This is a genomic window from Sediminimonas qiaohouensis DSM 21189 (assembly GCF_000423645.1).
GTDB classification, from domain to species: domain Bacteria; phylum Pseudomonadota; class Alphaproteobacteria; order Rhodobacterales; family Rhodobacteraceae; genus Sediminimonas; species Sediminimonas qiaohouensis.
Genome location: NZ_AUIJ01000012.1, coordinates 49,587 through 76,440 on the forward strand (window position 1 = coordinate 49,587; position 26,854 = coordinate 76,440).

27 protein-coding genes are annotated in these 26,854 nt (G+C 65.5%); 14 read left to right on the top strand and 13 right to left on the bottom strand.

Going from position 1 to position 26,854, the window contains the following annotated elements; genetic code table 11:
* The first annotated feature begins 8 nt into the window (after nt 1–8).
* A complete protein-coding gene (locus G568_RS0111315; RefSeq protein WP_026758143.1) occupies nt 9–944 on the top strand; it encodes an endonuclease/exonuclease/phosphatase family protein in 936 nt (311 codons plus the stop codon).
* Between the two features lie 351 nt (nt 945–1,295).
* Here the strand turns inward: G568_RS0111315 and G568_RS0111320 are convergent, their stop codons facing one another.
* From G568_RS0111320 to G568_RS0111340, 5 genes are all read right to left on the bottom strand, one after another.
* Complete coding sequence (locus tag G568_RS0111320; RefSeq protein ID WP_026758144.1) at nt 1,296–2,885, bottom strand: ABC transporter ATP-binding protein; 1,590 nt, start codon at nt 2,883–2,885, stop codon at nt 1,296–1,298.
* Complete coding sequence (locus G568_RS0111325) at nt 2,882–3,988, bottom strand: ABC transporter permease (RefSeq protein ID WP_026758145.1); 1,107 nt, start codon at nt 3,986–3,988, stop codon at nt 2,882–2,884. Before G568_RS0111325 ends, G568_RS0111320 begins: the two co-directional genes overlap by 4 nt.
* 107 nt (nt 3,989–4,095) lie before the next feature.
* Entirely contained in the window at nt 4,096–5,181 is a 1,086-nt protein-coding gene (locus G568_RS0111330; protein WP_026758146.1) for a microcin C ABC transporter permease YejB, read from the bottom strand.
* 10 nt (nt 5,182–5,191) lie between these two features.
* Nucleotides 5,192–7,102, bottom strand: a complete 1,911-nt coding sequence (locus tag G568_RS18715) for an extracellular solute-binding protein (RefSeq protein WP_245582934.1) — start codon at nt 7,100–7,102, stop codon at nt 5,192–5,194.
* A gap of 410 nt (nt 7,103–7,512) precedes the next feature.
* Nucleotides 7,513–8,034: a c-type cytochrome gene (locus G568_RS0111340; protein WP_026758147.1), complete on the bottom strand. Its 522-nt coding sequence runs from the start codon at nt 8,032–8,034 to the stop codon at nt 7,513–7,515.
* A 121-nt stretch (nt 8,035–8,155) separates the two neighbouring features.
* Between G568_RS0111340 and G568_RS0111345 the strand changes: the two genes are divergently transcribed.
* Nucleotides 8,156–8,989: a prephenate dehydratase gene (locus G568_RS0111345; RefSeq protein ID WP_026758148.1), complete on the top strand. Its 834-nt coding sequence runs from the start codon at nt 8,156–8,158 to the stop codon at nt 8,987–8,989.
* A 141-nt stretch (nt 8,990–9,130) separates the two neighbouring features.
* Here G568_RS0111345 and G568_RS0111350 read toward each other — a convergent pair whose 3' ends face one another.
* The 5 genes from G568_RS0111350 to G568_RS0111370 form a co-directional block, all read right to left on the bottom strand.
* Nucleotides 9,131–10,204 carry a HesA/MoeB/ThiF family protein gene (locus tag G568_RS0111350; protein WP_026758149.1) on the bottom strand — a complete coding sequence of 358 codons (1,074 nt, stop codon included), beginning with the start codon at nt 10,202–10,204 and terminating at the stop codon, nt 9,131–9,133.
* Nucleotides 10,204–10,659 carry a dUTP diphosphatase gene (dut, locus tag G568_RS0111355; protein WP_026758150.1) on the bottom strand — a complete coding sequence of 152 codons (456 nt, stop codon included), beginning with the start codon at nt 10,657–10,659 and terminating at the stop codon, nt 10,204–10,206. The genes G568_RS0111350 and dut overlap by 1 nt, the downstream gene beginning before the upstream one ends.
* 50 nt (nt 10,660–10,709) lie before the next feature.
* Complete coding sequence (gene coaBC / locus G568_RS0111360; RefSeq protein WP_026758151.1) at nt 10,710–11,903, bottom strand: bifunctional phosphopantothenoylcysteine decarboxylase/phosphopantothenate--cysteine ligase CoaBC; 1,194 nt, start codon at nt 11,901–11,903, stop codon at nt 10,710–10,712.
* A gap of 287 nt (nt 11,904–12,190) precedes the next feature.
* Nucleotides 12,191–12,991: a ChaN family lipoprotein gene (locus G568_RS0111365; RefSeq protein WP_051202946.1), complete on the bottom strand. Its 801-nt coding sequence runs from the start codon at nt 12,989–12,991 to the stop codon at nt 12,191–12,193.
* Nucleotides 12,988–13,866 carry an RNA polymerase factor sigma-32 gene (locus tag G568_RS0111370; protein ID WP_026758153.1) on the bottom strand — a complete coding sequence of 293 codons (879 nt, stop codon included), beginning with the start codon at nt 13,864–13,866 and terminating at the stop codon, nt 12,988–12,990. The genes G568_RS0111365 and G568_RS0111370 overlap by 4 nt, the downstream gene beginning before the upstream one ends.
* A 118-nt stretch (nt 13,867–13,984) precedes the next feature.
* On the opposite strand from G568_RS0111370, the gene cobU reads away from it, so the two are divergent.
* From cobU to murJ, 3 genes are all read left to right on the top strand, one after another.
* On the top strand, nt 13,985–14,524 hold the full coding sequence (cobU, locus tag G568_RS0111375; RefSeq protein WP_026758154.1) for a bifunctional adenosylcobinamide kinase/adenosylcobinamide-phosphate guanylyltransferase: 540 nt from the start codon (nt 13,985–13,987) through the stop codon (nt 14,522–14,524).
* Entirely contained in the window at nt 14,521–15,099 is a 579-nt protein-coding gene (locus G568_RS0111380) for a histidine phosphatase family protein (RefSeq protein WP_026758155.1), read from the top strand. Before cobU ends, G568_RS0111380 begins: the two co-directional genes overlap by 4 nt.
* Nucleotides 15,100–15,412: 313 nt before the next feature.
* Nucleotides 15,413–16,957: a murein biosynthesis integral membrane protein MurJ gene (murJ, locus tag G568_RS0111385; protein ID WP_026758156.1), complete on the top strand. Its 1,545-nt coding sequence runs from the start codon at nt 15,413–15,415 to the stop codon at nt 16,955–16,957.
* 16 nt (nt 16,958–16,973) lie between these two features.
* On the opposite strand, the gene G568_RS0111390 is transcribed toward murJ, so the two are convergent.
* Nucleotides 16,974–17,660 (bottom strand): rhomboid family intramembrane serine protease, encoded by a 687-nt coding sequence (locus G568_RS0111390; protein WP_026758157.1) that lies wholly within the window; start codon nt 17,658–17,660, stop codon nt 16,974–16,976.
* 74 nt (nt 17,661–17,734) lie between these two features.
* On the opposite strand from G568_RS0111390, the gene trpS reads away from it, so the two are divergent.
* The 9 genes from trpS to G568_RS0111435 all read left to right on the top strand — a co-directional run bounded on the left by trpS (nt 17,735) and on the right by G568_RS0111435 (nt 24,553).
* A complete protein-coding gene (trpS, locus tag G568_RS0111395) occupies nt 17,735–18,784 on the top strand; it encodes a tryptophan--tRNA ligase (RefSeq protein WP_026758158.1) in 1,050 nt (349 codons plus the stop codon).
* 98 nt (nt 18,785–18,882) lie between these two features.
* Complete coding sequence (locus G568_RS0111400; RefSeq protein WP_026758159.1) at nt 18,883–19,377, top strand: VOC family protein; 495 nt, start codon at nt 18,883–18,885, stop codon at nt 19,375–19,377.
* 248 nt (nt 19,378–19,625) lie between these two features.
* Nucleotides 19,626–20,489, top strand: coding sequence for a branched-chain amino acid aminotransferase (locus G568_RS0111405; RefSeq protein WP_026758160.1), 864 nt, complete (start codon nt 19,626–19,628; stop codon nt 20,487–20,489).
* 88 nt (nt 20,490–20,577) lie between these two features.
* Complete coding sequence (locus G568_RS0111410) at nt 20,578–21,033, top strand: universal stress protein (protein ID WP_026758161.1); 456 nt, start codon at nt 20,578–20,580, stop codon at nt 21,031–21,033.
* A 101-nt stretch (nt 21,034–21,134) separates the two neighbouring features.
* A complete protein-coding gene (locus G568_RS0111415) occupies nt 21,135–21,698 on the top strand; it encodes a NifU family protein (protein ID WP_026758162.1) in 564 nt (187 codons plus the stop codon).
* A complete protein-coding gene (gene tsaB, locus G568_RS0111420) occupies nt 21,688–22,353 on the top strand; it encodes a tRNA (adenosine(37)-N6)-threonylcarbamoyltransferase complex dimerization subunit type 1 TsaB (RefSeq protein ID WP_026758163.1) in 666 nt (221 codons plus the stop codon). Before G568_RS0111415 ends, tsaB begins: the two co-directional genes overlap by 11 nt.
* Before the next feature lie 4 nt (nt 22,354–22,357).
* Nucleotides 22,358–22,756 carry a GNAT family N-acetyltransferase gene (locus G568_RS0111425; protein ID WP_026758164.1) on the top strand — a complete coding sequence of 133 codons (399 nt, stop codon included), beginning with the start codon at nt 22,358–22,360 and terminating at the stop codon, nt 22,754–22,756.
* Nucleotides 22,757–22,862: 106 nt separating this feature from the next.
* Nucleotides 22,863–23,783, top strand: coding sequence for a sulfite exporter TauE/SafE family protein (locus tag G568_RS0111430; RefSeq protein ID WP_026758165.1), 921 nt, complete (start codon nt 22,863–22,865; stop codon nt 23,781–23,783).
* Nucleotides 23,783–24,553 carry a TIGR02186 family protein gene (locus G568_RS0111435; RefSeq protein WP_037374044.1) on the top strand — a complete coding sequence of 257 codons (771 nt, stop codon included), beginning with the start codon at nt 23,783–23,785 and terminating at the stop codon, nt 24,551–24,553. The genes G568_RS0111430 and G568_RS0111435 overlap by 1 nt, the downstream gene beginning before the upstream one ends.
* On the opposite strand, the gene G568_RS0111440 is transcribed toward G568_RS0111435, so the two are convergent.
* Both G568_RS0111440 and G568_RS0111445 read right to left on the bottom strand, forming a co-directional pair.
* Nucleotides 24,550–25,269, bottom strand: a complete 720-nt coding sequence (locus tag G568_RS0111440; protein ID WP_026758166.1) for an SDR family oxidoreductase — start codon at nt 25,267–25,269, stop codon at nt 24,550–24,552. The two genes, G568_RS0111435 and G568_RS0111440, sit on opposite strands and share 4 nt — an antisense overlap.
* On the bottom strand, nt 25,266–26,810 hold the full coding sequence (locus tag G568_RS0111445) for an ATP-dependent DNA helicase (RefSeq protein WP_026758167.1): 1,545 nt from the start codon (nt 26,808–26,810) through the stop codon (nt 25,266–25,268). The genes G568_RS0111440 and G568_RS0111445 overlap by 4 nt, the downstream gene beginning before the upstream one ends.
* Nucleotides 26,811–26,854: the final 44 nt, after the last annotated feature.

Here is a 26,854-nt window from a genome sequence, read left to right on the forward strand (position 1 = left end):
GGCCGGTCATGCGGATCGCCACCTTCAACGTCCAGAACATGCGCCTGCGCCGGGATGGGCGCGGGCGGGTCTCGCTGGACGGCGCGCGCGATGCCGATGTCCCCGAGGATACCAGCCGGGGCGCGGCTGCGCTGGACCCGCTTGACCGGCGCCTGACGGCGCGGGTGCTGCACAGCGCGGATGCCGATATTGTCGCCCTGCAAGAGGTGTTCGACCAGGCCACGCTGGATCATTTCCACGATACCTACCTGCGCCCCACCGGCGCCCTGCCCTACCCCGTGCGGCACTGCTTGCCGGGCAATGACGGGCGCGGGCTTGACCTTGCGGTGATGAGCCGCCTGCCGCTGACCGCCGTCACCTCGCACGCGGGCGCGACGCCGCGCAGCCTTGGCATCCTCGCGCCGGAGGGCGTCGACCCCGACCGCCGCGTTTTCCGGCGCGATTGCCTTGAGGTGGACGCCGGCGCGCTGACGCTGTTCATAACCCACCTCAAAGCCCCCTACCCGGATGCCGACGCCGTCTGGCCGGTGCGCCGGGCCGAAGCGCTGGCCCTGCGCGCCTTGATCGCGCGCCGCTTCGACGATCCGGCCGGGGCGCTGTGGATGATCCTGGGCGATTTGAACGAGCCGGTGCAGGAAACGCGCGAAAGCCGCGCCATCGCCCCGCTGCTGCCCCCGTTCACCGCCGACCTTCTGGATCGCGTGCCCGCCGATGAGCGATGGTCGTGGTACGAGCCGCACGCCCGCCTCTACGGTCGCCCCGATGCGATGCTGGCCAGTCCCGCGCTGGCGCGCCGCTTTGCCGCGGCCTGCCCCCGCATCATCCGCGCCGGCATGGGCACCGAGGCCGCCCGCGACCCCGCCCCGCGCCTGCCCGGCGTCGGCCACCACCGCCCCCACGCCAGCGATCACGCCGCGGTGGTGATCGACCTGCCGGGGCTATAGCGCGCGCCAACAGACACACGATATCCGGGTAACAGCCAAAGTGCCATTGAGACCGGGTCGGGACAGGGGGTATCGCCGCGGCCGGCCTGTTGCGGACATTGAGCGAACGGTTGAAGAGCCGCGCATCGTTGGGCCGCGGTGCGGCGATCCTCTGCTGGTGCGGGGCACTTTATCCCCGCCAAATCCGAAGAACCTCAGAGCATTGCGCAGGTGTCAGCCAAATCGCCGTGCCGGGGGAGCGGCCCGGCGATGCGCGGCGGTGCTATGCGCCCCTGTTCCGCGCATTGGTGTCACGCCTCCACGAACGCCCCCAACACCGGCGCCCCTGCCCTGCATCCAATCAGGCCCCACTCACCCCGCCAGGTCCAGCGCCGCCGCCAGCAGGGTGCGCGCATACTCGGTCTGCGGCGCGTCGAACACCTGCTCGGCCTCGCCGTATTCCACGATATCGCCGTCCTTCATCACCACGATCCGATGGCTCATCGCGCGCACCACGTTCAAATCGTGGCTGATGAACAGGTAGGCCAGCCCGTATTTCACCTGTAGATCGCGCAGCAGATTCACGATCTGCACCTGCACCGTCATGTCCAGCGCCGAGGTCGGCTCGTCCAGCACCAGCAGCTTGGGCCGCAACACCATCGCCCGAGCAATGGCGATGCGCTGCCGCTGACCGCCGGAAAACTCGTGCGGATAGCGGTGCATCATTGCCGGGTCCAGGCCAACCTCCTCCATCACCTCGGTGACCATCTCGTGCTTGCTGCGCCCCGGCGCCACGCCGTGCACGCCCAGCCCCTCGGCGATGACCTGCTCACAGGTCATGCGCGGGCTGAGGCTGCCGAACGGATCCTGGAACACGATCTGCATGTCACGCCGCAACCGCCGCAGCTTGCGGGTGGACCACGCGCGCACATCCTCACCGTCGAATGTCAGCCCGCCCTCGGACTGGATCAGCCGCATGATGCCCAGTGCCAGCGTCGTCTTGCCCGATCCGCTTTCGCCCACGATACCAAGGGTCTCGCCCGCGCGCAGGCCGATGCTGGCGTCGTTCACCGCCTTCACATGGCCGACCGTACGCTTCAGCAGCCCCTTCTGGATCGGGAACCACACCCGCATCCCCTCCGTACGCAGCACCTCGGGCGCGTCCCCGGCGATCGGCGCCGGTTCTCCGACCGCGCGCGCCGCCAGAAGCTTGCGGGTATACGCGTGCTGCGGCGCATCGAATATCCGCGCTGTCGGGCCGCTCTCGACGATCTCGCCATCCTTCATCACACACACCTTGTCGGCGATCCGCCGCACGATTGCCAGGTCATGCGTGATGAACAGAAGGCCCATGTTCTCGCTGCGCTTCAGATCGGCCAGTAGCTCCAGGATCTGCGCCTGTATCGTCACGTCCAGCGCCGTTGTCGGCTCGTCCGCGATCAGGACATCGGGCTTGTTGGCCAGCGCCATCGCGATCATCACGCGCTGCCGCTGCCCCCCAGATAGCTGGTGCGGATAGGCGTCCAGCCGGCTCTCGGGTTCGCGGATACCCACCCGCGTCAGCAGCTCAATGATCCGCTTGCGCGCCGCCGCGCCCACCAGCCCCTGATGCAGCGCGAGGCTCTCGCTCAGTTGCTTTTCCAGCCGGTGCAACGGGTTCAGCGACGTCATCGGCTCCTGGAAGATGAAGCTGATATCGTTGCCCCGCACCTTGCGCAGCAGCGCGTCGTCGGCGCCGATCATCTGCTGCCCGTCATAAGTGACCGACCCGCTCACCCGTGCGGCATCGCCCAACAGCGACACCGTGCTCAGCGCCGTCACTGATTTCCCCGAGCCGCTCTCGCCCACCAGCGCCACCGTCTCGCCCCGCTCCAACGCAAAGCTGACACCGCGCACCGCTGGCGTGTCCTGCCCGTCCTGGCGAAATGTCACCGACAGGTTCTTGACCTCAAGAAGGCTCATTGAAACGTCTTTCTGGGGTCAAAGGCGTCGCGCACCCCCTCGAAGATGAAAACCAGCAGAGACAGCATGATGGCAAAGGTGAAAAACGCGGTGAAACCAAGCCACGGCGCCTGCAGGTTCTGCTTGGCCTGCAAGGTCAGCTCGCCCAGCGAGGGCGCCGAGGACGGCAGGCCAAAGCCCAGGAAATCAAGGCTGGCCAGCGTCGCGATGGTGCCGGTCACCAAAAACGGCAGCATGGTCAGGGTCGCCACCATCGCATTAGGAAGCATGTGGCGGAACATGATCACCGTGTTGCTAACACCCAGCGCCTTGGCCGCGCGCACGTATTCAAGGTTGCGCGCCCGCAGGAACTCGGCCCGCACCACGCCCACCAGCGCAGTCCACCCGAACAGCACCGTGATAAACACCAAAAGCCAGAATCCGCGCCCAAGGATCGCGAACAGGATGATGATCACGTAAAGCGCCGGCGTCGCGCCCCATATCTCGATGACCCGCTGGAATATCAGGTCCAGCCACCCGCCGAAAAACCCCTGCACCGCGCCCGCCGTGATGCCGATAAAACTGGCCAGCGACGTCACCAGAAGCGTGAACACGATCGACAGGCGGAACCCGTAGATCACCCGCGCCAGCACGTCGCGCTTGGTGTCGTCCGTGCCCAGCAGGTTCTGCGCGTTCGGCGGCAGGGGCGCCGCGCCGGGCCGGTCCACCGTGGTCTGGTACGAATACGGGATCGGCGGCCAGATGGTCCAACCCGCCTCGATCTGCTTACCGTCCACCATGCCCGTTTCCGATTGCGCGATCAGGTCCTCGGGCCGGTCGAAACAGGCATCCAATCCCCCAGTCGCGATCAGGCACTGCACCTCCGGGTCGCGATAGATCGCCTCGGTCTGGAAATCGCCGCCAAACGCCGTCTCGGGATAGAACTTGAAAATCGGCGCGTAGAAATCGCCGCGGTACTGCACCAGGATCGGCTTGTCATTGGCGATGAACTCGGCAAACAGCGACAGGCCGAACAGCAGCGTGAAAATCACCAGCGACCAGAACGCGCGCCCGTTGCGCCGGAAATTGCGCCACCGCCGCTGATTGAGCGGACTAAGCTTCATCGCGCCGCCCCCTGTGACCGCTGTGCTTCATCTTGCCCCAAATACTCAAGCGGGGTGAGCCCGAAGGGCGAGGGGGCACAGCCCCCTGATGGCGCCAATGCCCGCATCTAACCCTCCCGCTTTTCAAAATCGATACGCGGATCGACGAACACGTACATCAGGTCCGACAGGATACCGACGATCAGCCCGATCAACCCGAAGATAAACAATGTGCCAAAGATCACCGGGTAATCGCGCGCCACCGCCGCCTCGAAGCCCAGCCGCCCCAACCCGTCAAGCGAGAAAATCGTCTCGATGATGATCGAGCCGCCAAAGAACACCCCAATGAACACCGCCGGGAACCCCGCGATCACGATCAGCATCGCGTTGCGGAACACGTGCCCATAGAGCACCTTGCGCTCGCTCAGGCCCTTGGCGCGGGCGGTAATCACGTAGTGTTTCTTGATCTCGTCCAGGAAACTGTTCTTGGTCAGCAGCGTCAGCGTCGCAAACGCCGATATGGTCGAGGCCGTCACCGGCAGCGCGATATGCCAGAAATAATCGCCCACCTTGCCCAGCAGGCTCAACTCCGACCAGTTGTCCGAAGTCAGGCCCCTGAGCGGGAAAATCTGCCAGTATGACCCGCCCGCGAACAGCACCAGCAGCAGGATGCCGAACAGGAACCCCGGTATCGCGTATGCCACGATGATCAGCCCGCTGGTCCATGTGTCGAACCGCGTGCCGTCGCGCACTGCCTTGCCGATGCCCAGCGGGATCGAGATGACGTAAGCGATCAGCGTCGACCAAAGGCCCAGAGTGATCGACACCGGCATCTTCTCCAGCACCAGGTCGATAACGCTGATCGATCGGAAATAGCTCTCGCCGAAATCCAACCGCATGTAGTTCCACATCATGCCGAAGAACCGCTGCAACGGCGGCTTGTCAAAGCCGAACTCGCGCTCCAGGTCCTCGATGAACTCGGGCGGCAGGCCCCGCGCACCGGCGTATTCGCTGTCGCCCGACATCGCGGCATTGCTGCCCGCGTCGCCCGACCCGGCGAAGCCCTGGAACACGTCGCCCTGCCCCTGCACCCGCGCTATCACCTGTTCGATAGGGCCGCCGGGGACGAATTGCACCAATGTGAAATTGATCACCATGATCCCGATCAGCGTCGGAATGATCAGCAGCAGCCTGCGCAGTATGTAGGCGCCCATCCCGGCCCCCTTAGCGGCGCAGCGCACCAGCGTCGATCAACGCCTGGTGCTTTTGCGGGTTGTACCACCAGATCGAGATCTCCCCCAGCCCCATCATCGGCGGGGTGTCGTCATAGGGACGCTCGAACATGTCGAAATAGGCGATGTTGTGGCTGGGCTTGTACCATTGCGGCACCCAGATATGCATCGCCCTGAGCACCCGGTCCAGCGCTGAAACCGCCACGTTCAGATCCTCGCGCGACTCGGCGTTCTCGATCGTCTTGATCAGGCTGTCCACCGCCGGGTTCGACACGCCCGCGATGTTGTTCGAGCCCTGCGCCGTGGCCGCGTCGCTGCCGAACATGCCGCGCAGCTCGATCCCCGGCGTCATCGACATGGCATAGCGCCGCGTGGTGATGTCGAAATCGAATTTCTTCTCGCGCTCCTGCAACTGCGCGCTGTCCACGCGCACGTAACGCACATCGACGCCCAACCGCTTGAGGTTCTCCACGTAGGGGTTGATGATCCGCTCGAACGAGGCGCTGTCGTTGAGGATCTCGACGCTTAGCGGCTCGCCTGCCTCGTTGGTGCGGATGCCGCGATCGCCCACGGTCCAACCCGCCGCATCCAGCAGCCTGCTGGCCCGGCGCAGCACCCGGCGGTCGGCCACGTCCCCCGACTTGGACTTAGCCGGGGTAAAGGCGGGCTCGGTGAACACCTCCTCGGGCAGATCATCGCGCAAGGGTTCCAGCAGGGCCAGCTCCGCCTCGCTCGGCATGCCCTCGGCCTGCAGGTCCGAGTTTTCCCAGAAACTGTCGGTGCGCTCATAGAGGCCGTAAAACAGGCTCTCGTTCGACCATTGGAAGTTGAACGCCATGGAAATCGCCTTGCGCACGCGCGGGTCACTGAATTTCTCGCGCCGCAGGTTGAACCACCAGCCCTGCGTGCCCGCCGGGCGCCCGTCGGGCAGGGTTTCCACCTTCACGTGCCCCTGCTTGATCGCCGGAAAGTTGTAGGCGGTCGCCCAGATCAGCGATTGGAACTCCTCGCGATACGCGTAGGCGCCGCCCTTGAACGCCTCGAACGCGGTGGTGTAATCGGCAAAGTATTCCACCTTGATCCGGTCGAAATTATTCTGGCCCACGTTCACGTTCAGGTCCTTGGCCCAGTAATCGTCGCGCCGCTTATAGGTGACGGAATTGCCCGCATCCACCTCTTCAAGCATATAAGCCCCCGATCCCAAGGGCGGCTCCAGCGTCGATTCCCCGAAATCGCGGGTCTCGTAATACGCCTTGGAAAAGATCGGCAGCCCCGCCGCCGACAGCAGCAACTCCCGCAGCGCGCCATCGGGGTTGAAGGTGAATTTCACCCTGTGCTTGTCCAGCGCCTCGACCGATTTGAAATCGCGAAACAGCACCCGGTAGGAGGGCTGCCCCTTGTCGCGCAGCGCCTCGTAGGAAAACACCACATCCTCGGCCGTGACCTGGGTGCCGTCGGAAAACTCGGCTTCCGGGCGCATGTGGAAAATCACCCACTCGCGGCTTTCGGGGTATTCCACCGTGTGCGCCACCAGACCGTACATCGCGTCCGGCTCGTCCAGGCCGCCGGTCATCAGCGTGTCGAAGAACACCGTCGATAGCGCGGCGGCGTTACCCTTCAGGATATAGGGCGACAGGCTATCGAAATTGCCGAACGCCCAGGTCGAGAACTCGCCGCCCTTGGGCGCGTCCGGGTTGACGTAGTCGAAATGATCGAACCCCTCTTCGTATTTCAACTCGCCGAAGGTCGAAACGCCATGTGCCTTGATGATCGTCTGATCCCCTTCGGACGTCGCCGCCGTGGCACCCAGGCCCGCGATTAGAACCATTAGCGCGGCCAATGTGCCCCGCGCCGCGCTTGTCATGCGGCGCGCCCCGGTCTGGCTGCTGCGTGTCTGGCGCATCGGTTGTCCTCCCTCATGCGGATCGCGGCGCGTGGTGGCCGCCGCTCACGCTAATGGTGCGAGCGCCCCCTGTTCAAGCACCTATCGCCTCACATCGGGGTGATATGGCACCCCCGCCCCCAAGGACAAGCCAAAGGCCGCCCTTCCGGGGGGAAGAACGGCCTTCGTATCTGCAATGCGTAACAAAGGGCACCGCCCGACCGCGGGTGGGCGCGCCAATGGTATGTGCAAGGCACTTTATGGTGCCGCCACATCGAACGATGTGTTCAGAAAACCGGACGTTGAAAAGCGCCCACCCGTTCGGGCGGACGGGCGCTGCCCGGCGGCGCTGCGCGCCTTGATTGCCGGGCTGGCGCGTTGGCTGAGTGGCCGCAAGCAGCCCCAGCCAAATCACGCGTCACCGACGTGCCTTATTCGGAAACGCTCTCGAGATAGGCGATCACGTTGGCGCGGTCCTCGATGTCGCCCAGACCGGCAAAGCCCATCTTTGTGCCCGGCGCATAGCCTGACGGGTCTTCCAGGAACCCGTTCAGGTTCTCGGGCGACCACACATCGGCCACCTCGACCAGCGCGCCGGAATAGCCAAAGCCATCCACGCTGCCCACGTCGCGCCCAACCACGCCATAAAGGTGCGGCCCGGTGCTGTTGGCGCCATCCTCAAGCTTGTGACAGGCGCGGCACTTGTTGAAAACGCGCTCGCCCTTGCCCGGATCGGCCGATGCGAACACTTCGCTGAAATCGGGGGCGGCCTCTTCCTCTTCGGCGGGCGCGTCCGATTCCGCGGTTTCGATCACGTAGCCCTGGGCGTGCTCTTCGCCGTGGCCTCCGCCCATACTATAGAGCGTCTCAGCCGCCCAGTTGCCCAGCAGGAACACCAAAAGCGCCCCGCAGAACGCACCGAGGGTCTTGGTTAAGGTCATCGTGTCAAGCATGTCTCGCCCGTCCGTTTCCAAATCTCTTGCGCGGTATCTATCCGCTTCCCCTTGTCCAGTGCAAGGTGTAGTTTGCGCGACCAAGCAACCAAGTGAGCAAAAACAACAGGAAATCCACCACATGACCAACCGCATCGCGTTTCAGGGAGAACCGGGCGCCTATTCGCACCAGGCCTGTCACTCCGCCCGCCCCGACATGGAGGCGCTGCCCTGCCGCACCTTCGAGGACGCGATCGAGGCGGTACGCGAGGGGCGCGCGGACCTGGCGATGCTGCCGGTAGAAAACTCGACCTACGGGCGCGTGGCCGACATTCATTCACTGCTACCCAATTCGGGCCTGCACATCATCGACGAGGCGTTCGTGCGCGTGCATATCAACCTTCTGGCGCTTCCCGGCACGCGTCTTGAACAGGTCACCCACGCCATGAGCCACACCGTGCTGCTGGGCCAGTGCAAGGATTTCCTGCGCCGCCACGACATCCACCGCGTAACCGGCGCCGACACCGCCGGCTCGGCCAAGCTGGTCGCCGAAAAGGGCGACCCAACGCTGGCCGCTCTGGCGGGTGATCTGGCTGGCGAGATCTACGGACTCGACCTGCTGGCCCGCCACATCGAGGACCACCAGAACAACACGACGCGCTTTTTGCTGATGTCGCGCGAGCCGGACCATTCCCGCCGCGGCACCGCCGGAATGATGACCAGCTTCGTGTTCGAAGTGCGCAATATCCCCGCCGCGCTTTACAAGGCGATGGGCGGCTTTGCCACCAACGGCGTCAACATGACCAAGCTGGAAAGCTACATGATCGACGGCTCGTTCACCGCGACGCAGTTCTACGCCGATATCGAAGGCCACCCCGAGGACGACAACGTGCGCCTCGCGCTGGACGAGCTGGATTATTTCACCTCGCATATCAGCATCCTGGGCGTCTACCCGGCCGACCCGCAACGGTACTGAAGCAGCCCCGGGAATGCACCCTTGACGGGCGTTGCCGCGCATACCTGTTAAGATCGTTCGATACCCCGGCTCAGTTTTCCACCCGTCGCGCGGCGACGGGACGCGTCCGCCCGCCCCAAGGCGGCCGCGGGTCAATGCCCCTCAATGCCCCTTGGAATCGTCCGCCCCGCCACCGCGCCCGCCGCAGACCGGGCACCCCTCGCGCGGGCGCAACGCGATGTTCCGCGTCTCGGCATAGAGCGCGTCATAGATCATCATTCGCCCCCTCAGCGGCGCGCCCGCCCCGGTGATCGCCTTGACCGCCTCGACCGCCATCATCGATCCAACCACACCGGGCAGCGGCGCCAACACCCCCGCCTCGGCGCAACTAGGCGCCAGCCCCGGCGCCGGGCGCTCGGGGAACACGCATTCATAGCACGGCCCGCCCCGCGCCGGATCGAACAGGCTCACCTGCCCTTCCCACTGCGACAATGCGCCTGAAATCAACGGCTTGCCCTGCGCCACCGCCGCCGCGTTGGCCAGGTAGCGCGCATCGAAATTGTCGGTGCCGTCGATCACCAGGTCATACTCGGCAAACAGATCTTCCGCGATCTCTTCGGTCAGGTGCCGCTGGTAGGGGCGCACCTCGACATGCGGGTTCTGCGCCCGCATCGCCGCCTGTGCCGAAGCCACCTTGGCCGTGCCGATCGCCGCGTCGGGGTGAATCACCTGCCGCTGCAGGTTGGAATTCTCGACAACGTCATCGTCGATCACCCCGATCGTACCCACCCCCGCCGCGGCCAGGTAAGTCAGCACCGGCGCGCCAAGACCCCCGGCCCCGGTCACCAGAACCCGCGAGGATTTCAGCCGTTTCTGCCCGGTGCCGCCAATCTCGTGCAACACGATATGGCGCGCATACCGCTCTAGCTCGACCTGCGAAAACGCGCCGGGCTGCGCCCCCTGCGCGGGGCGCTCCGCCTCCCGTGCACGCGCCCGCACAAAGCGCAACGCCGCCGCGTAGCCCGCGATCAACGCGCCAAAGCCCCCCACCAGCAGCCACAATTCCACGCGTCCGCCTGTCGCCACCCGAATCGGATGCCCGAACGGCAGCACCAAATGCGCCAGAACCACCGCCGCCCACAGCCCCGCAATCATGCCCCAGCGCAGCCGCCGGGGCGCGCCCATCGCCACGCCGATGCCCCACAGGGCCGCCGCCATCACCAGAACCAGCAGCATCAGCCCCGCCCGGTCGAGCCGAAACCGCCCGCCCCGCGCGTGCTCTCGCCCAGCGCCTCGACCGGCTCGAACCGCACCTGCACCACCGGCGCCACCACCATCTGCGCGATCCGGTCGCCGTGGTCGATCTCGAATGCCTCGCTGCTGGTGTTCAGCATGATCACCCCCAGCGGCCCGCGATAATCGCTGTCGATGGTGCCGGGGCTGTTGGGCAGAGTGATGCCATGGGTCAACGCCAGCCCCGAGCGCGGCCGCACCTGCACCTCGTACCCCGTAGGGATCTCCAGGCGCAAACCCGTCGGCACCAGCGCCCGCGCCCCCGGCGACAGGACAATCCCCTGCCGGTCAGCGAAATTGGCCCGCAGATCGGCCCCCGCCGCCCCGTCACTCTCGTACCGGGGCAGGGGCATCTCGCGATCGGCGCCCGCGTCCCACGTTATCCGCACCGTGACCATCACCGCTCCTTCATCTTGCCCAAAATACTCCCGCCGGAGGCTCCCCGCCCTCAGGCCAGCGCCTCCGCCAGCCGCTGCGCAAGGCGCCGCGCCACCAAGGCCTTGTTCATACGCGGCCAGTCCTCGACGCCCTCGCCGGTGACCAGGTGCACGGCGTTCTCGGTGCCGCCCATGATGCCGGTCGCCGGGCTCACGTCATTGGCCACGATCCAGTCGCATCCCTTGCGCACCCGCTTGGCGGTTGCGTTGTCGATCACGTCGCAAGTCTCGGCGGCAAACCCCACCACCAGGCCCGGCCGCCCCTCGCCCATCTGCGCCACCTGCGCCAGGATGTCGGGGTTTTCCGCGAGCTCCAGCACCGGCAGGGCGCCGGCCTGCTTCTTGATCTTGGCCTCGCTCTGCGCCGTGACGCGCCAATCAGCCACCGCCGCCGCGAACACCGCCGCATCGGCCGGCAGCGCCGTCTGCACCGCCTCCAGCATCTGCGCGGCGGTTTGCACCCGCACCACCTCCACGCCACCGGGCGGGGGCACATCGGCGGGACCGGTGATAAACACCACGTCCGCGCCCAGCGCCGCCAGCGCCCGCGCGATCGCGGTGCCCTGCGCCCCGGACGAGCGGTTGGCGATATAGCGCACCGGGTCGATCGGCTCATGCGTCGGGCCCGACGTGACCAGCACCCGCTTGCCCGCCAGCGGCCCCGCCGCCAGCCGCGCCGCTATCGCCTCGACAATCTCCTCGGGCTCGGCCATCCGGCCCGGGCCATGCTCGCCGCAGGCCATGTCGCCCGCGTTGGGGCCAATCAGCGCAACCCCGTCGCCCTTCAGCCATTCGCAATTTCGCTGCGTCGCCGGGTGCTGCCACATCCGCACGTTCATCGCCGGCGCGATCAGCACCGGCGTGTCCGTGGCCAGCAACAGCGTCGTCGCCAGATCGCTCGCATGCCCCTGCGCCATCTTCGCCATCAGGTCCGCCGTCGCCGGCGCCACCACCACCAGATCGGCGCTGCGCGAAAGCTGGATATGGCCCATCTCGGCTTCCTTTGTCAGATCGAACAAATCCTCGTGCACCGCCTCACCGGCCAGCGCCGACACCGACAGCGGCGTCACGAACTGCGCGCCCGCCCGCGTCAGGACCGGGCTGACATCCGCCCCCTGCCCCCTCAACAGCCGGATCAGCTCCAGCGTCTTGTAGGCCGCGATGCCGCCGCCAATGACCAGTAATATCCGCTTGCCCGCCAGCATGATCGCCCGTCCCCCAGACATGATGCCCCGACACTAGAACCCGCCGCGCCGATTGTGAACCTCTCATGGCTACTGCAGCGCTATTCCGGCGGGGATGCAAAGCGCAAGCCGGGCGCGCGCCTGCCCGTGGGATGGCGCTGCAACGACCGAGCTGGTCACTTTATCCCCCCACATACATCCTCTCTATCAATGGCAGTGCCACACCTCCAAAGCGCCAGCCCGCCGGGACGGGCAGGCGCTCGCGCGGCGCCTTCGGCGCTATTCGCGCGCGCCACTCGCGCCGCCCGCTACTGGAACGCCGCGCAGGGGTCTTCGCGCTCGGCCGGGGCGGCGTAGCGCACCGCGTCAAAGCCGCCTTCGGGCGCCACGCCCGCCTCGCCCTGGCCCAGCGCGAACACGGACACCTCCGGCCGCACCCGTTCCAGCACCGCGGGAACGCCCCAATCACGCCGCGCATGGCCGTTGCCGGTAATCACCACCACCGGCGCGCCCGCCTCATTCAGCGCGCGTAGCGCCGCGCGCGCCAGTTCCGCATCGCGCAGCCGCTGCAGGCCCACCATCCCCGGCAGCATCACCTCGGGCAGGGCATCGCAATGCGCCGCCATCTGCATCGCCTCGCGCGCCGCCTGCTGCCCACGCGGCAGCGGATCACGCAAGCCATAGGCACCGGCATCACCGCCGAAATACGCGGCCACGCCCTCTTGCATCGCCTTTCGCGCCTGCGCACGCGGCACCGCGGCACCGTATACGCGCGCGCCCGGCGCGGCGGTGAAAATGGGATGATACATCGTGAAATCGGGCCACCCCGTCTCGGCCCAATCGAGCGCCCGCGCCAGCGCCTCCGCTTTGCCGCGATTGTCCGGCGTAACGCGCGCCGCCTGCGCCTGCGTCAGCATCTCGAACACCAGTGCCGCGGGCTGCACAGCCGCCACCGCCCCGGCCTGCGCGGCGTGATGGGCGGGATTGTCATGCACCTCGCCCAGGATCACCACCTGCGCCGCGCGCATCCGCTCCAGCATGCCAACATCCAGCCCCGCCCATACCGGGGCCGCGGTCAGCAGCGCCGCAATATATGCAAATACCCTCATACGAGGAATTCATGCACCTCGCGCGCATGGCTTTCAAGCGACTTGCGCATCTTCGCGAACGCCGCCGCCTCCAGTTGCCGAACCCGCTCCTTGCTCAGCTTCAGCTCGGCGCCAAGGCTCTCCAGCGTCCTGGGCGCATCGCGCAGCTTGCGCTCGCGTACGATGAACCGCTCGCGCTCATTGAGCGCCGACATCGCCTCGACCAGCCACGCGCGCAGCGCCTCGGTGTCATGGGCGTTTTCGACGATCTCGGCGGCCTGCGTGCCCTCGTCCTCGATCGTGTCGATCCACTCGCGGCCCTCATCCTCGACCGATTGCGTGGCGTTGAGGCTGAAATCCGAACCCGAAAGCCGCCCTTCCATCATCTCCACGTCATGCAGGGGCACGCCCACCTCGGTGGAAATCGCCTGCCGCATCTGGTGGCGGTCCAGTTCCTCGCCCCGCGCCATCGCCTCGCGTTCCAGCCGCGCCTGAACCCGGCGCAGGTTGAAAAACAGGCTCTTCTGGCTGCTGGTGGAGCCGGTGCGCACCATCGACCAGTTGCGCATCACGTAGTCCTGGATGCTGGCCTTGATCCACCACACCGCGTAGGTCGAGAACCGCACCCCGCGATCGGGGTCGAACTTGTCCGCCGCCTTCATCAGGCCAAGGCCCGCCTCCTGGATCAGATCGTTCATGGGGGCGCCATAGCGCTTGAACTTGGACGCCATGGAAATCGCCAGCCGCATGTAGGCGGTGATCAGGCGATGCAAGGCCTCCTCGTCGCGCTCATCACGCCACGCATAGGCCAGTTTCAATTCCGTCTCGGCGTCAAGAAGCTCTGCTTTCATGGCGCGGCGCGACATGCTGGTGTCGTATTGTCCGTCAAGTGCCATATCATTACCCCCAGTCTGCAAGGCCCATGACCGTCGAAGGCGAAGGGCCTCTTTGCTAGTGTCACGCAGAATGCTACGCAGGCCTAGCGGGGATGGATCACAATAAGGTGTATATTGGATGTTGTCAAAATTGACCCTGGTGCTGGGCGGCGCGGCCTCGGGCAAGACGGCATTTGCCGAATCCCTTGTCAAAAGCACCGAGGCACCAATGGTTTACCTCGCCACCGCGCAGGCCCTTGATGATGAGATGAAAGCGCGGATTTCCGCGCATCAGGCCACCCGCGGCCCCGGCTGGCACGTGGTCGAGGCCCCTTTGAACGCCGCCGATGCGCTGCGCGACGCCTCCGCCGATAGCGTTATATTGCTTGATTGCGCGACCATGTGGCTCAGCAACCAGATGGGCGCGGAAGGCAGCGATCTGGCCCGCGCGCAGGCCGATCTTCTGGATGCGCTGACGGGGTGCGCGGCGCGGGTGGTGGTCGTGTCCAATGAGCTGGGCCAATCCGTGGTGCCCGAAAACGCGCTGGCGCGCCGGTTCCGCGATGCGCAAGGCGCGCTTAATCAGCAGATCGCCGCGCGCGCCGATCTGGTCGTGGCGGTGATTGCGGGTCTGCCGCTGCCGCTCAAGGGGGCGCTGCCCGGCGGCGGGGCGGCATGAGCCGGCTGCTGTGGGTCCGGCACGCGCCCACCCATGCCAAATCCATGGTCGGCTGGTCCGATCTGCCCGCCGACCTGTCCGACACTGCCCGCCTGCGGGCGCTCGACGCCGCGCTGCCGCAAGGGGCGGTGGTGTTGTCCTCGGACCTCAGCCGCGCCATCGCCACCGCCGATGCCATCTCGGGCAAACGCGACCGCCTACCCCACGACCCCGACCTGCGTGAGATCAATTTCGGCGAGTGGGAATTGCAAAGCTTCGATACCATCCCCGATCAGGACGGCCTGCACGCCTTCTGGGATCGCCCCGGCGAGACCCGCCCACCCGGCGGCGAAAGCTGGAACGAGCTGGGCGCGCGGGTGAACCGCGCCGTTGCGCGCGTGATGGACGCCCACCCCGGACGCGACATCGTCGCGGTGGCCCATTTCGGCGTGATCCTGACGCAAGTGCAGCGCGCCCTGCGCCTGACCCCGTACCAGGCATTTGCCCACCGCATCGACAACCTGTCCCTGACCGAGCTGCACCTAGATCCCGATACCGGCTGGCAGGCCGGACGCATCAACCACCTGCCCGGGTGACTGGCGGCTGCCAGGCCTGTCCAAGTCATAGCACAAGCCGGGCGAGCGCCTGCCCGTGGGGTGGCGCTGCAACGACCGAGCTGCGCACTTTATCCCAACAAACTACCTCCGCCCTATCCACGGCAGTGCGCCACCTCCAAAGCGCCAGCCCGCCGGGACGGGCAAGCGCTCGCCCGGCGCCTTCGGCGCTATTCGGACGCCCAATCCCCCAGTTCCGCACCCCCGCACGCCATTTCCCTGCGCAAGGGGCCTTTTCGCGGGGGCTGCCATCCTCTAATCGGGTAAGGACGCAACCGAACGCAAAGGGACGCCCATGAAACCCATCCGCCTGCTCTCGGGCTTCGTGACGGTGGGCATGTGGACCATGCTCAGCCGCATCCTGGGCTTCCTGCGCGACGCGATGATCCTTGCATGGCTCGGCACCGGCCCCGCCTACGAGGCCTATGTCGTGGCCTTCCGCCTGCCCAACATGTTCCGCCGCTTCTTTGCCGAAGGTGCGTTCAACATGGCGTTTGTCCCCATGTTTTCCAAACGCTACGAGGCGGACGAGGACGCCCCCGGCTTTGCCGCACAGGCCTTTGCCGGGCTGGCCTCGGTGCTGCTGGTGCTGACGCTGCTGGCCCAGGTCGCGATGCCGTGGCTGGTGCTTGGCCTCGCCTCGGGCTTTGCCGGGCAGGAACAGTTCCCCCTGTCGGTCGAATTCGGCCGCATCGCGTTTCCCTACATCCTGTTCATCTCGCTCGCCGCGTTGCTGTCGGGCGTGCTCAACGCGATGGGCCGCTTTGCCGCCGCCGCCGCCGCGCCCGTTTTGCTGAATGTGCTCCTGATCAGCGGTATGGCAGGCGCGGCATGGCTCGGCACCGATGTCGCCCGCGCCCTGGTTTGGACCATCCCCGTCGCAGGCATAGCGCAGCTCGCCCTGGTCTGGACCGCCGCCCGCCGCGCCGGGTTTACCATGCCCCTGCGCAGGCCCCGCTGGACACCCGAGATGGCCCGCCTTGTGCGGGTCGCGATCCCCGCCGCGCTTGCGGGTGGGGTGGTGCAGGTAAACCTCCTTGTCGGTCAACAGGTTGCCAGTTATTTCGACCACGCCGTTGGCTGGCTGTTCGCCGCCGATCGCCTGTATCAACTGCCGCTCGGGGTGGTGGGCATCGCCATCGGCGTGGTGCTTTTGCCCGACCTGTCCCGCCGCCTCAAGGCCGGGGACGAGGCAGGCAGCCGCGATGCCCTGTCCCGCGCGGCCGAAGTGTCGCTGGGCCTGACCATCCCCGCCGCCGTCGCGCTGGTTGTCGTGCCGCTTCCGCTGGTTTCTGTCCTGTTCGAGCGCGGCGCAACCACCGCGGACGATAGCGCGGCGATCTCGTTGGCGGTGATGATCTACGGCCTGGGCCTGCCCGCCTTCGTGATGCAGAAGATCCTGCAACCGCTCTATTTCGCGCGCGAGGATACCCGAAGCCCGTTCAACTACGCGCTTGTCGCCATGGTGGTGAACGCGCTCGTCGCCGTCGGCCTTGCCCCGTTCATCGGCTGGATCGCCGCCGCCATCGGCACGACCATCGCCGGATGGGCCATGGTGGTGCAACTCGCGCTTGGCGTCCGGCCCATGGGGGAGGTTGCACGGTTCGATGCGCGGTTTCACAAGCGTATCTGGCGCATCCTTGCCGCCGCCGCGATCATGGGCGGCGTCCTTTGGGCCGCGATGGCCCTGCTCAGCCCGTTTTTCGGCATGGCCGGATGGCGCTACGCGGCGCTCGCCGCGCTGATCATGATCGGGATGATCAGCTATTTCGGCATTGGCCAACTGCTCGGCGCGTTCCAACTGGCGCAGTACCGCCGCGCCCTGTCCCGGCGCGGCTAACCCGCTGGAATACCACCTATTTGTGGCGAATTCTTTGGCGCAGCTTCGCCCATCCCCCGGGCGCCAGGAAAAACGACAGGCCAAAGCCCGCCCCGAACCCGGCGAGGTCCGCCACCCAATCCTTGCTGCCACCGAACAGCAGGCCGAACACCAACTGTATCCCCATCAGCGCACCGATCAGGACAAAGGCCCGCGCCTGATGCTCACCTGCCTCGCCCAGCCGTAGCCACAGCAGGTAGGTAAACGCCCCGATCATCCCGTAAACCCCCGGAAACGCGCCAAAAAGCGGGATTTGATCGGTCACCAGCACGCCATAAGCCAACGCCCCCAAAGCGCAAGAGCCGATGAAAATCGCCAGCGTCGCCAACTGGCTGAACACATCGCCCACGAACTTGCCCAGCGCCAGCAACATCCCGCCAGCAAACAGCGCATGCATGAACGAGCCATGCACGAACGGGTAGCTCACGAACCTGATCAAATGCTCCGTAGGCCAGCGGTTATTGCTCCACATCCAATCGAATACCGGCGCCGAGAACGCATATTTCTCGATCGCCGCAATGCGCCAACCCACCGCGCCCGGCCCGCCGACAAAGCCCTGAGACCCAAGCGTAAACATCGCCTCGACCCCTACAATCAGCACGAAAAGCGCGATCACGACCGGCGAGACCGGGTTCACGGCGGGCGTTGGGGTCTGCTCGGACATCTGCGGCTCTCCTTGACGGCGCTTCGGGGCATGGGTAAGCCACCTCGACTGATAAATCCAGACGGAGATGACCCATGGAGGATGCGGCCCAATCGCAATCCACCCCGAACGCGGCCTTCACCCCGCGCGTATTTTCTGGCATCCAACCTTCGGGCGGTCTGACGCTGGGCAATTATCTTGGCGCCATCCGCCGCTTCGTGGACATGCAAGAAAGCGGCGTGCAGACGATCTATTGCGTCGTCGATATGCACGCGATCACCGTCTGGCAGGAGCCGCAGGCGCTTCTGCGGCAAACCCGCGAATTGACGGCGGGCTACATCGCCGCAGGCCTAGACCCGGAAAAGTCCATACTTTTCAATCAGTCACAGGTGGCCGAGCACGCGCAACTGGCGTGGATATTCAACTGCGTAGTGCGCATGGGCTGGATGAAGCGCATGACGCAGTTCAAGGACAAGGCCGGCAAGAACGCCGAAGAGGCGTCGCTTGGCCTGTTCGGCTACCCGGCGCTCATGGCCGCCGACATCCTGGCCTACCACGCCACCCACGTGCCCGTGGGCGAGGACCAGAAGCAGCACCTTGAGCTGACCCGCAACACCGCCGCCAAGTTCAACCACGACTACGGCGTCGATTTCTTCCCGATGACCGAGCCAGTGATCGAAGGCACTGCCACCCGCGTCATGAGCCTGCGCGACGGGTCCAAGAAGATGTCGAAATCCGATCCGTCCGACGCCAGCCGCATCAACATGACAGACGATGCCGACACCATCGCACGCAAGATCCGCAAGGCCAGGACAGACCCCGACCCCCTCCCGTCCGAAGACAAGGGTCTTGAGGATCGCGCCGAGGCGCGCAACCTTGTCAACATCTACGCGGCGCTTTCGGATGCAACGGTCGAGGACGTCCTGCGCGACGTCGGCGGCAAGCAGTTTTCCGAGTTCAAGCCGATGCTCGCCGATCTGGCGGTGGCCAAACTCGCCCCCATCTCCGAGGAAATGGCCCGCCTGATGGAGCAACCCGACGAGATCGACCGCGTCCTTGGCCGCGGCGCAAATAGCGCGCGCGAAATCGCCGCGCCGATCCTGCACCGCACCTATGATATCGTCGGCATGCTGCGCAGCACCTGACCCGACCCGGCGCATCCGCGCACATGACCCGTGCGGATGCTGGCCTTTCGCCCCGATCACGGCGCGCCTATCCTTCTTGCAACAAGAGGATAGGCATCATGACCGACACGAAATTCATCACCCATCCCGAAACCCGCGTAGGGCATGTTCACCTGAAGGTGGCCGACCTCGACCGCGCGATCGGCTTTTACCGCGATTTGCTGGGCTTTGAGCTGCAACAGAAGTTCGGCACCCAGGCGGCCTTTCTCTCGGCGGGCGGGTATCATCACCATATCGGCCTGAACACCTGGGACAGCAAGAATGGCACGCCCCCGCCGCGCGGGCATACCGGGCTGTTTCACGTCGCGTTCCTTTACCCCGATCGCCGTGCCCTTGCCGCCGCCCTGCGCGCCGTGCTGAACGCGGGCGTATCCCTTGACGGTGCGGCCGATCACGGCGTCAGCGAGGCGGTCTATTTCACCGACCCCGACGGGAACGGGATCGAGCTGTACCGCGACCGCGACCCGCAGGATTGGCCGCGCGACAGCTCTGGCAACCTGGGCATGTCAAACGCCCCGCTTGATATCGAGGCCCTGCTTGCAGAAGCGGAGTGATCCACTGTCACGAATCCGTTTCATCGTCTTGCTACCGTCGCGTTAACGGGCAATCCTGAACCGTGTCCCCGTTTCAAGATCCGGCCGGAATTACGTGCAAGCGCATTGCAATCAAATACATTTTCCAAAATTTAGGCACCTATCGCCGCTCGGCGGGCGGTGGGTGCCTATTTCCGGTGTAGTTGCTTTACTCGACCGGCGGCGCTGCTAAAGTCCCGGCATCCGCAAGACTTCAAAAAGGCAGGCACATGGCGACTGGCACGAATATCCGCACCTATTTCAACGGAACTTGGCACGACGGGGATGTGCCGATCATGCGTGCCGCCGACCATGGTAGCTGGCTGGGTAGCACTGTATTCGATGGCGTGCGCCGGTTCGAAGGGATCGTGCCCGATCTCGAGGCCCACTGCGCCCGCGTCAACCGCTCGGCCGAGGCACTGATGCTGACCCCCACGGTCAGCACCGCCGACATGATGGACATCGTCCGCGACGGCCTTGCCGCCTATCCCGATGACGCGGCCATCTATATCCGTCCGATGTATTGGGGCATTCACGGCGACGCCACGGCGATCATCCCGCAGGGTGATGAGACCGGCTTTGCCGTCTGCCTCGAAGAGATCCCCATGGCCCCGCCCGAGGCCAGCGTCACCCTCACCCGTACCCGGTTTCGCCGCCCGGTTCTGGAAAACGCGGTGGTCAACGCCAAGGCGGGCTGCCTCTACCCGAACAACGCCCGCATGCTGGCCGAGGCACATTCCAAGGGCTTTGGCAACGCGCTGGTCGCCGACGCCATGGGCAATGTCGCCGAAAGCGCAACCGCCAACGTGTTCATGGTCAAGGATGGCGAGCTGTTCACCCCGATCGCCAACGGCACCTTCCTGGCGGGCATCACGCGTTCGCGCCACATCTCGAACCTTGCTGCCGAGGGCACGCGCGTGAATGAGACGGTCCTGACCTTCGACGATTTCCATGACGCGGACGAGGTGTTCCTGTCCGGCAATTTCTCCAAGGTCACGCCGGTGATCGCCCTTGACGAGACCCGCTATCAGGTCGGGCCGGTCACGCGGCGCGTGCGCGAACTGTACTGGGATTGGGCCCACAGCGCCGCCTGACACCGGCAGGAGACCCGCAGGCGCGCGACCCGTTGCGCGACGTGGCGTTTGCCGCCATGATGGCGCGATACCGGGGGGAGAGCGGGCAATGCGCAAGTTTCTTGTGGTTCTGGATGACAGTCGTGAATGCCTGAACGCGATGCGTTTCGCGGCCATGCGCGCCGCGCGCACCGGCGGCGGCGTCACGATCCTGGCCGTTATCCCGCCCGAGGAATTCAATCACTGGATCGGCGTGGGCGACTTGATGCGCGAAGAAGCCCGCGAACGCATTCATGCCCATTTCGAGGTTTTCGCAAAGTGGATGCGCGACCGACAGAATGTCGACCCCGAGTTGGTCATCCGCGAGGGCGAAGCCGTCGACGAGATTTTGCAGCAAATCCAGGACGATTCCGAGATCGGCGTTCTGGTCCTGGGTGCCGGCACGGACAAGAAGGGGCCCGGCCCACTGGTGACACAGATGTCGCGCAGCGCGGGCACCCTGCCGATCCCGATCACCGTGGTTCCCGGGGACTTGTCCAAGGCCCGGCTCGAGGCGATTACCTGACGCAGTCCCGGACGCAGCGGGCAGTTTGGAATCGTTCCAAACCTTGACTTTCAACCACGGCAGGCGCATATCCTGTGTTAATCACGAAAGGTGCCTTCCCGATGTTTATTCAAACCGAATCCACCCCGAATCCGGCCACGCTCAAGTTTCTTCCCGGTCAAAGCGTTCTGGGCGCTGGCACGGCTGATTTTCCCTCGCCCGAGGGGGCCGAGACGTCCCCGCTGGCCACGCGGATATTCGCCGTGGACGGTGTGACGGGCGTGTTCTTCGGCGCGGATTTCGTGACCGTGACCAAGGCCGACAACATCGAGTGGGACCATATCAAGCCCGCGATCCTCGGCGCGATCATGGAGCATTTCCAATCGGGTCAGCCGGTGATGGCAGACAACGCCACCGCCGCCTCCGGCCATGCCGATCACGACGGACCTGATGGCGAAATCGTCGGGCAAATCAAAGAGTTGCTCGATACCCGCGTGCGGCCCGCCGTGGCGCAAGACGGGGGCGACATCACCTTTCACGGGTTCGATCGCGGCGTCGTTTACCTGCACATGCAAGGCGCCTGCGCGGGGTGCCCGTCCTCGACACTGACGCTGAAGATGGGGATCGAGAACCTGCTGCGGCACTACATCCCCGAAGTGACCGAGGTGCAGCCCGTTGCAGTCTGACCCGCTGGTTCTTGGCTTTGACACATCGGCCGCGCATTGCGCGGCCGCTTTGCTGTCCGGCGACCAGGTTCTGGCCTCCCGGCACGAGGAAATGGGGCGCGGACAGGCCGAACGCCTGTTTCCCTTGCTCGAAGAGGTGCTGGCACAGGGCGGCGCGACATGGCACGACCTGACCGCTATTGGCGTGGGCTCGGGGCCCGGCAATTTCACCGGCATCCGCATCTCCGTCTCCGCCGCGCGGGGTCTGGCCCTGTCGCTTGGCGTGCCGGCGATCGGCGTCTCCACGCTTGAGGCGCAGGCGTTCGGCACCTCCGGTGTGGTCCTGTCGGCCGTCACCGCGCCCCGGGATCAGATTTACATCCAACGATTCAATGGCGCCCCCTCCACGCCCCCCGTCCTGGTAGCGCTGGACGCGCTGCCCGATGATGTCGCAGGGGGCACCCCCACCTGCATAGGCGCCCATGCCAACGAGGTGGCCGCGCGATACGCCGGCACGCCCGGGCACGCCGCCTTTCCCCTGCCAGAGGCCATCGCCCGCATCGCCGCACTGCGCATCGGGCAGGACAATCCGCCCCCCTCGCCCCTATATATTCGCGCCGCCGACGCCGCCCCGTCGCGCGATGCGCCCCCGGTGATCCTGCCCGATGAAACCTGAGGAAATGGCCGCGCTTCACGCCGCCGCCTTCGAAAATTCCCGCCCCTGGAGCGCGCAAGAGTTCGCATCCCTCCTGCAAAGCGCCGCGACCTTCCACGTCGGCGACGCGCGCGCCTTCGCACTCGGCCGCGTCATCGCAGACGAGACCGAGTTGCTGACCCTCGCCACAGCCCCGGGCGCGCGCCGCCGCGGGTTGGGCAAGGCCTGCGTGAGCGCCTTTTTGCACGCGGCACACGCCCGCGGCGCCACCACGGCGTTCTTGGAGGTCGCAGCCGACAACACCGCCGCATTGGCCCTCTATCGCACCTGCGGATTCGACGAAAACGGCCGCAGGCCGGGCTACTACGCGCGCAAGGGCGCCGCCCCGGTCGACGCCATCCTCATGCGCCGCGCGCTACCCTGATCGCCACCGGCTAAATCCGCGAAAATCGGGCCAATTCGCCCACGAGGCCGCACTAGGCCCGTGTCGCCATCTTGCCAAGCCGCGCAGCACCACGCTACTGATAGGTATGATGATATATCTCCCCATCGCCGAGGTATCGGTCAACCTGTTCCTGCTTCTGGGGCTGGGGGCGTTGGTTGGGGTTCTTTCGGGGATGTTCGGCGTCGGCGGCGGGTTCCTGATCACGCCGCTTCTGTTTTTCGTGGGCATCCCGCCGGCCGTCGCCGTGGCCACCTCCGCCAACCAGATCGTTGCCTCGTCGTTCTCGGCAATGCTTGCGCATCTCAGGCGAAAAACCGTGGACCTGAGGATGGGCATGGTCCTTCTGGTCGGGGGTTTGATCGGATCGGCCGTCGGGGTGATGCTGTTCAATCACCTCAAGTCCATGGGTCAGGTCGAGCTGCTGGTGCGCTTGTGCTATGTCGTGTTCCTGGGAGTCATCGGCGGCCTCATGCTGTTTGAAAGCTACCGCGCCATCCGCCGGGCCCGCCGCGCCGGCACCCCGGTCTACAAGCGCAAACAGCGCAATTGGGTTCATGCCCTCCCCTTCAAGATGAGGTTCCGCACCTCGGGGCTCTATATCTCGTCGATCCCACCGGTCCTTGTCGGGATGTCGGTGGGCCTGCTGGCTGCGATCATGGGTGTCGGCGGCGGGTTCATCATGGTGCCCGCGATGATCTACATCCTCGGCATGCCCACCAAGGTCGTCATCGGCACGTCGCTGTTTCAAATCCTGTTTGTCACCGCCTTCACCACCCTTTTGCACGCCACGACCAACTACACCGTCGATATGGCGCTGGCGGTCGTGCTGTTGGTGGGCGGGGTGATCGGGGCGCAACTGGGCACGCAAATCGGCCTGCGCATGAAGGCCGAGCAATTGCGCGTCCTGTTGGCGGCGCTGGTTCTCGTGGTCTGCGCCAAGCTTGGCCTCGATCTGCTTTTGCAACCGTCCGAGTTGTACTCGGTCTCGACCATGGATCAGCTCTGATGCGGGTGCTGTGCTCACTTCTGCTGCTCTGCCTTTCCTTTGCTGCGCACGCCCAGCAGCCCCGCGAAGAAGTCGTTCTTGGGCTGAGCCAGAACAGGGTTTCCATCACCGCAGATTTTGACGGCTCCGAGATCCTTATCTTTGGCGCGATCAAGCGCGAGACAGCCATTCCAGAACAGCCGCTTGAGGTGATCGTCACCATCGCCGGCCCGTCCGAGCCCCTGATCGTGCGCCGCAAGGACAAACGTTTCGGCATCTGGGTCAACACGGACGCGAACCAGATCGACTCGGCTCCCTCCTACTATGCGGTGGCCACGTCCGGCCCCTTCAACGACGTCCTCAGACATACCGAGGATTTGCGCCACAAGGTATCGATCGCGCGCGCCATCCGGTCGGTCGGCGCCCCGGCCGAGATCGGCGATTCGCGCGCGTTTACCCGGGCCCTCATCCGCATCAGGCAAGACAACAGCCTCTTTCAGCTACTTGAAGGCGCCGTCGAGGTTGACCAGCAAACGCTGTTTCGCACCTCCATCGCCCTGCCGGCCAACCTGACCGAAGGCCCATACAAGACGCGCATTTTCCTGACACGGGGCGGCCATGTGATTTCGCAGTTCGAGACCGAGATCGATGTCTACAAGGTCGGACTGGAGCGGTTCTTGTACAACCTGTCACGCAGCCAACCACTCATATACGGCCTGTTGTCATTGGCGATCGCCATAGCCGCGGGATGGGGCGCATCGGCCGCGTTCCGCATGCTACGGCAGGGTTAACCGCGCCCGATGAGGGGCATCTTGGTCGCCATCAGCGTCATGAACTGAACATTCGCCTCGGGCGGAAGATCGGCCATGTTCACAACCGCGCGCGCGACATCCTCCACCGACATGGTCGGCGGCGCGTTTTCCGGGTTGTCGGCGATGATCCCCTCCAACAGCTCTGTCCGGGCATTGCCGATATCGATCTGCCCGCACGCGATGTCAAAGGCCCGCCCATCCAGCGACAAGCTCTTGGTCAGCCCCGTAATCGCGTGCTTGGTCGCCGTATAGCACACCGCCCCCTCGCGCGGGGAATGCGCGCTGACCGAGCCGTTATTGATGATCCGGCCGCCGCCCGGCTGCTGGCGCCGCATCTGCCCGAAAGCGGCCCGCGCGCACAGGAACATGCCATTGAGATTGACATCGACAACCTGCTTCCACTCGTCGAACTCCAGCTCGTCAATGGGGGCGGCGCGGCCGAAAAGGCCCGCGTTGTTGAACAGCACGTCCAACCGCCCAACCCGCGTGGCAAAGCTGTCGAATGCCGCCTGCACCTCATCGGGCCGGGTCACGTCACATGGCAAGATGATCGCCCGCGCGTCGCCACCGGCAACAGCCGCAAGCGCATCACCGCGCCGCGCGATCATGCCAACGTGCCATCCCGCCTTCAAGAACGCCCGCGCGGTCGCGGCACCGATCCCCGCACTGGCGCCGGTGATCATGATGCTTTTCATTGCACACCCTCCTGCGCATCCTGCGCCTCAAGGGTCAGCGGCGCAGGCTCAACCTGGCGCAGATCATCCGCCCGCAGCGGCCCCGTTGGCTTCGCCAACCGATTGCGCACCACCCAATAAAGCCGGTTTGAGGCCCGCGTGATCGCCACGTATGCCAGACGTTTCCACAACGGCTGCCCCGCCTCGTTCCGGCCCATTCGCGCGGCGGCAAACAGGTCGGGCGCGAACACCTGGACGTTTTCCCATTGAGAGCCTTGCGCCTTGTGAATCGTCACCGCCGCCCCGTGCAGGAACGTGGCCCCCATACGCGCCGCGAACGGGATGAACGGCTCTTCCTCGTCGGGCTTTTCGATCTTGACGATGCTCGCCGCGCTCAGGCTGGGGTCCTCGGCCCCCATGACATGCAGCCGCGAAAACCCCGGCTTGCGACCGGGGCCAAGGTACACCACCTGCGCCCCCTTGATCAGGCCGCGCGCCTCAAGGTCCAACCGCTTCTTACGATGCTTGAGCGGTAACTCCAGCCCATCGCAAATAAGCGGCTCCCCCGGCAGAAGCGCATCCTCGGGGGCGTCATGCACCTGGCGAAACGCGTTGATCAGGCGGATGCGCGTCACATTTCGCCACACCAGGACCGGGCTGCGCGCCATCAGGTCCACCTCGACGCGGTTGGCCCACACAACCCTGTCGTCGCGCTTTGCCGCCTCCTCGACCATGCGCTCAAAGTCCTCGAACTCAAGCGCCGGGTCCGACAGGGCATGCGCCAGATCCAGGATCGGATTATCCGCCGCCTGCCTGTGAATACGGCTCAGCTCAAGCCGCTGGTCGTCCGGCAGCCGGTCGAACACCATTTCCCCCGATTGCCCCACCGGCGCCAACTGCGCCGGGTCGCCAAACAGCAGAAGCGTCGGGAAAATCTCTTTCAGATCATCAAGTTGCCGTGCATCCAGCATCGAGGATTCGTCCACAAACCCGATATCCAGCGGCTCGTCGCGGCGCTTCCATCCGGTGATGAAATCCGATCCGCGCAGCCCCGCCGCGGCCAGGGCACCGGGAACCGATTTGTGCACATTGTAGAAAGCAAGCGCGCGATCAAGCGCCAGATCCGTCAGCCCCTCGATCACCGGGCGCTCGCCATTGCCGGCCAGCCACTCCGCGATCTTCTCATATTCGGGGTCGTAGACGGGCGTGTAGATGATCCTGTGTATGGTCGTCGCGGGCACCCCCCGCGCGCGCAGCACGCTGGCGGCCTTGTTGGTCGGCGCGAGAATTGCAAGCGTCCGGCGGTCCTTGGTGCGGCGCCCCTCGTAATCGCCTGACACTGTTTCAACGCCCGCGTCCTGCAGCGCCCGGTAAAGCGTCGATAGCAACATCGTCTTGCCCGACCCGGCCTTGCCGATGACCGCCATGATATTCTCGCCGCCTGCCTTCGGCGGCGTCAGCAGACCATCCTCGATATCCACCCCGACCGACTTCAGCAGGGCGGATATCCGATCATATGCGTCGGCCTGATCGTGCGAGAATTGCATGGCATCGTCGGTCATGGCGCGACCCTACATCGCGGTCGCGCCAAGGGCCAGAGCATCCG

What these genes read in the sequence shown, in the direction of transcription:
- murJ (WP_026758156.1), top strand. Translation starts at nt 15,413, where the DNA reads ATGAAACCCATCCGCCTGCTCTCGGGCTTCGTGACGGTGGGCATGTGG.
- G568_RS0111425 (WP_026758164.1), top strand. Translation starts at nt 22,358, where the DNA reads ATGGCCGCGCTTCACGCCGCCGCCTTCGAAAATTCCCGCCCCTGGAGC.
- G568_RS0111440 (WP_026758166.1), bottom strand. Translation starts at nt 25,269, where the DNA reads ATGAAAAGCATCATGATCACCGGCGCCAGTGCGGGGATCGGTGCCGCG.
- cobU (WP_026758154.1), top strand. Translation starts at nt 13,985, where the DNA reads ATGTTGTCAAAATTGACCCTGGTGCTGGGCGGCGCGGCCTCGGGCAAG.
- G568_RS0111325 (WP_026758145.1), bottom strand. Translation starts at nt 3,988, where the DNA reads ATGAAGCTTAGTCCGCTCAATCAGCGGCGGTGGCGCAATTTCCGGCGC.
- G568_RS0111315 (WP_026758143.1), top strand. Translation starts at nt 9, where the DNA reads ATGCGGATCGCCACCTTCAACGTCCAGAACATGCGCCTGCGCCGGGAT.
- G568_RS0111330 (WP_026758146.1), bottom strand. Translation starts at nt 5,181, where the DNA reads ATGGGCGCCTACATACTGCGCAGGCTGCTGCTGATCATTCCGACGCTG.
- G568_RS0111345 (WP_026758148.1), top strand. Translation starts at nt 8,156, where the DNA reads ATGACCAACCGCATCGCGTTTCAGGGAGAACCGGGCGCCTATTCGCAC.
- G568_RS0111435 (WP_037374044.1), top strand. Translation starts at nt 23,783, where the DNA reads ATGCGGGTGCTGTGCTCACTTCTGCTGCTCTGCCTTTCCTTTGCTGCG.
- dut (WP_026758150.1), bottom strand. Translation starts at nt 10,659, where the DNA reads ATGGTCACGGTGCGGATAACGTGGGACGCGGGCGCCGATCGCGAGATG.
- G568_RS0111410 (WP_026758161.1), top strand. Translation starts at nt 20,578, where the DNA reads ATGCGCAAGTTTCTTGTGGTTCTGGATGACAGTCGTGAATGCCTGAAC.
- G568_RS0111390 (WP_026758157.1), bottom strand. Translation starts at nt 17,660, where the DNA reads ATGTCCGAGCAGACCCCAACGCCCGCCGTGAACCCGGTCTCGCCGGTC.
- G568_RS0111380 (WP_026758155.1), top strand. Translation starts at nt 14,521, where the DNA reads ATGAGCCGGCTGCTGTGGGTCCGGCACGCGCCCACCCATGCCAAATCC.
- G568_RS0111340 (WP_026758147.1), bottom strand. Translation starts at nt 8,034, where the DNA reads ATGCTTGACACGATGACCTTAACCAAGACCCTCGGTGCGTTCTGCGGG.
- coaBC (WP_026758151.1), bottom strand. Translation starts at nt 11,903, where the DNA reads ATGCTGGCGGGCAAGCGGATATTACTGGTCATTGGCGGCGGCATCGCG.
- G568_RS0111400 (WP_026758159.1), top strand. Translation starts at nt 18,883, where the DNA reads ATGACCGACACGAAATTCATCACCCATCCCGAAACCCGCGTAGGGCAT.
- G568_RS0111370 (WP_026758153.1), bottom strand. Translation starts at nt 13,866, where the DNA reads ATGGCACTTGACGGACAATACGACACCAGCATGTCGCGCCGCGCCATG.
- G568_RS0111445 (WP_026758167.1), bottom strand. Translation starts at nt 26,810, where the DNA reads ATGACCGACGATGCCATGCAATTCTCGCACGATCAGGCCGACGCATAT.
- G568_RS0111320 (WP_026758144.1), bottom strand. Translation starts at nt 2,885, where the DNA reads ATGAGCCTTCTTGAGGTCAAGAACCTGTCGGTGACATTTCGCCAGGAC.
- G568_RS18715 (WP_245582934.1), bottom strand. Translation starts at nt 7,102, where the DNA reads ATGCGCCAGACACGCAGCAGCCAGACCGGGGCGCGCCGCATGACAAGC.
- trpS (WP_026758158.1), top strand. Translation starts at nt 17,735, where the DNA reads ATGGAGGATGCGGCCCAATCGCAATCCACCCCGAACGCGGCCTTCACC.
- G568_RS0111350 (WP_026758149.1), bottom strand. Translation starts at nt 10,204, where the DNA reads ATGCTGCTGGTTCTGGTGATGGCGGCGGCCCTGTGGGGCATCGGCGTG.
- G568_RS0111405 (WP_026758160.1), top strand. Translation starts at nt 19,626, where the DNA reads ATGGCGACTGGCACGAATATCCGCACCTATTTCAACGGAACTTGGCAC.
- G568_RS0111365 (WP_051202946.1), bottom strand. Translation starts at nt 12,991, where the DNA reads ATGAGGGTATTTGCATATATTGCGGCGCTGCTGACCGCGGCCCCGGTA.
- G568_RS0111430 (WP_026758165.1), top strand. Translation starts at nt 22,863, where the DNA reads ATGATGATATATCTCCCCATCGCCGAGGTATCGGTCAACCTGTTCCTG.
- G568_RS0111415 (WP_026758162.1), top strand. Translation starts at nt 21,135, where the DNA reads ATGTTTATTCAAACCGAATCCACCCCGAATCCGGCCACGCTCAAGTTT.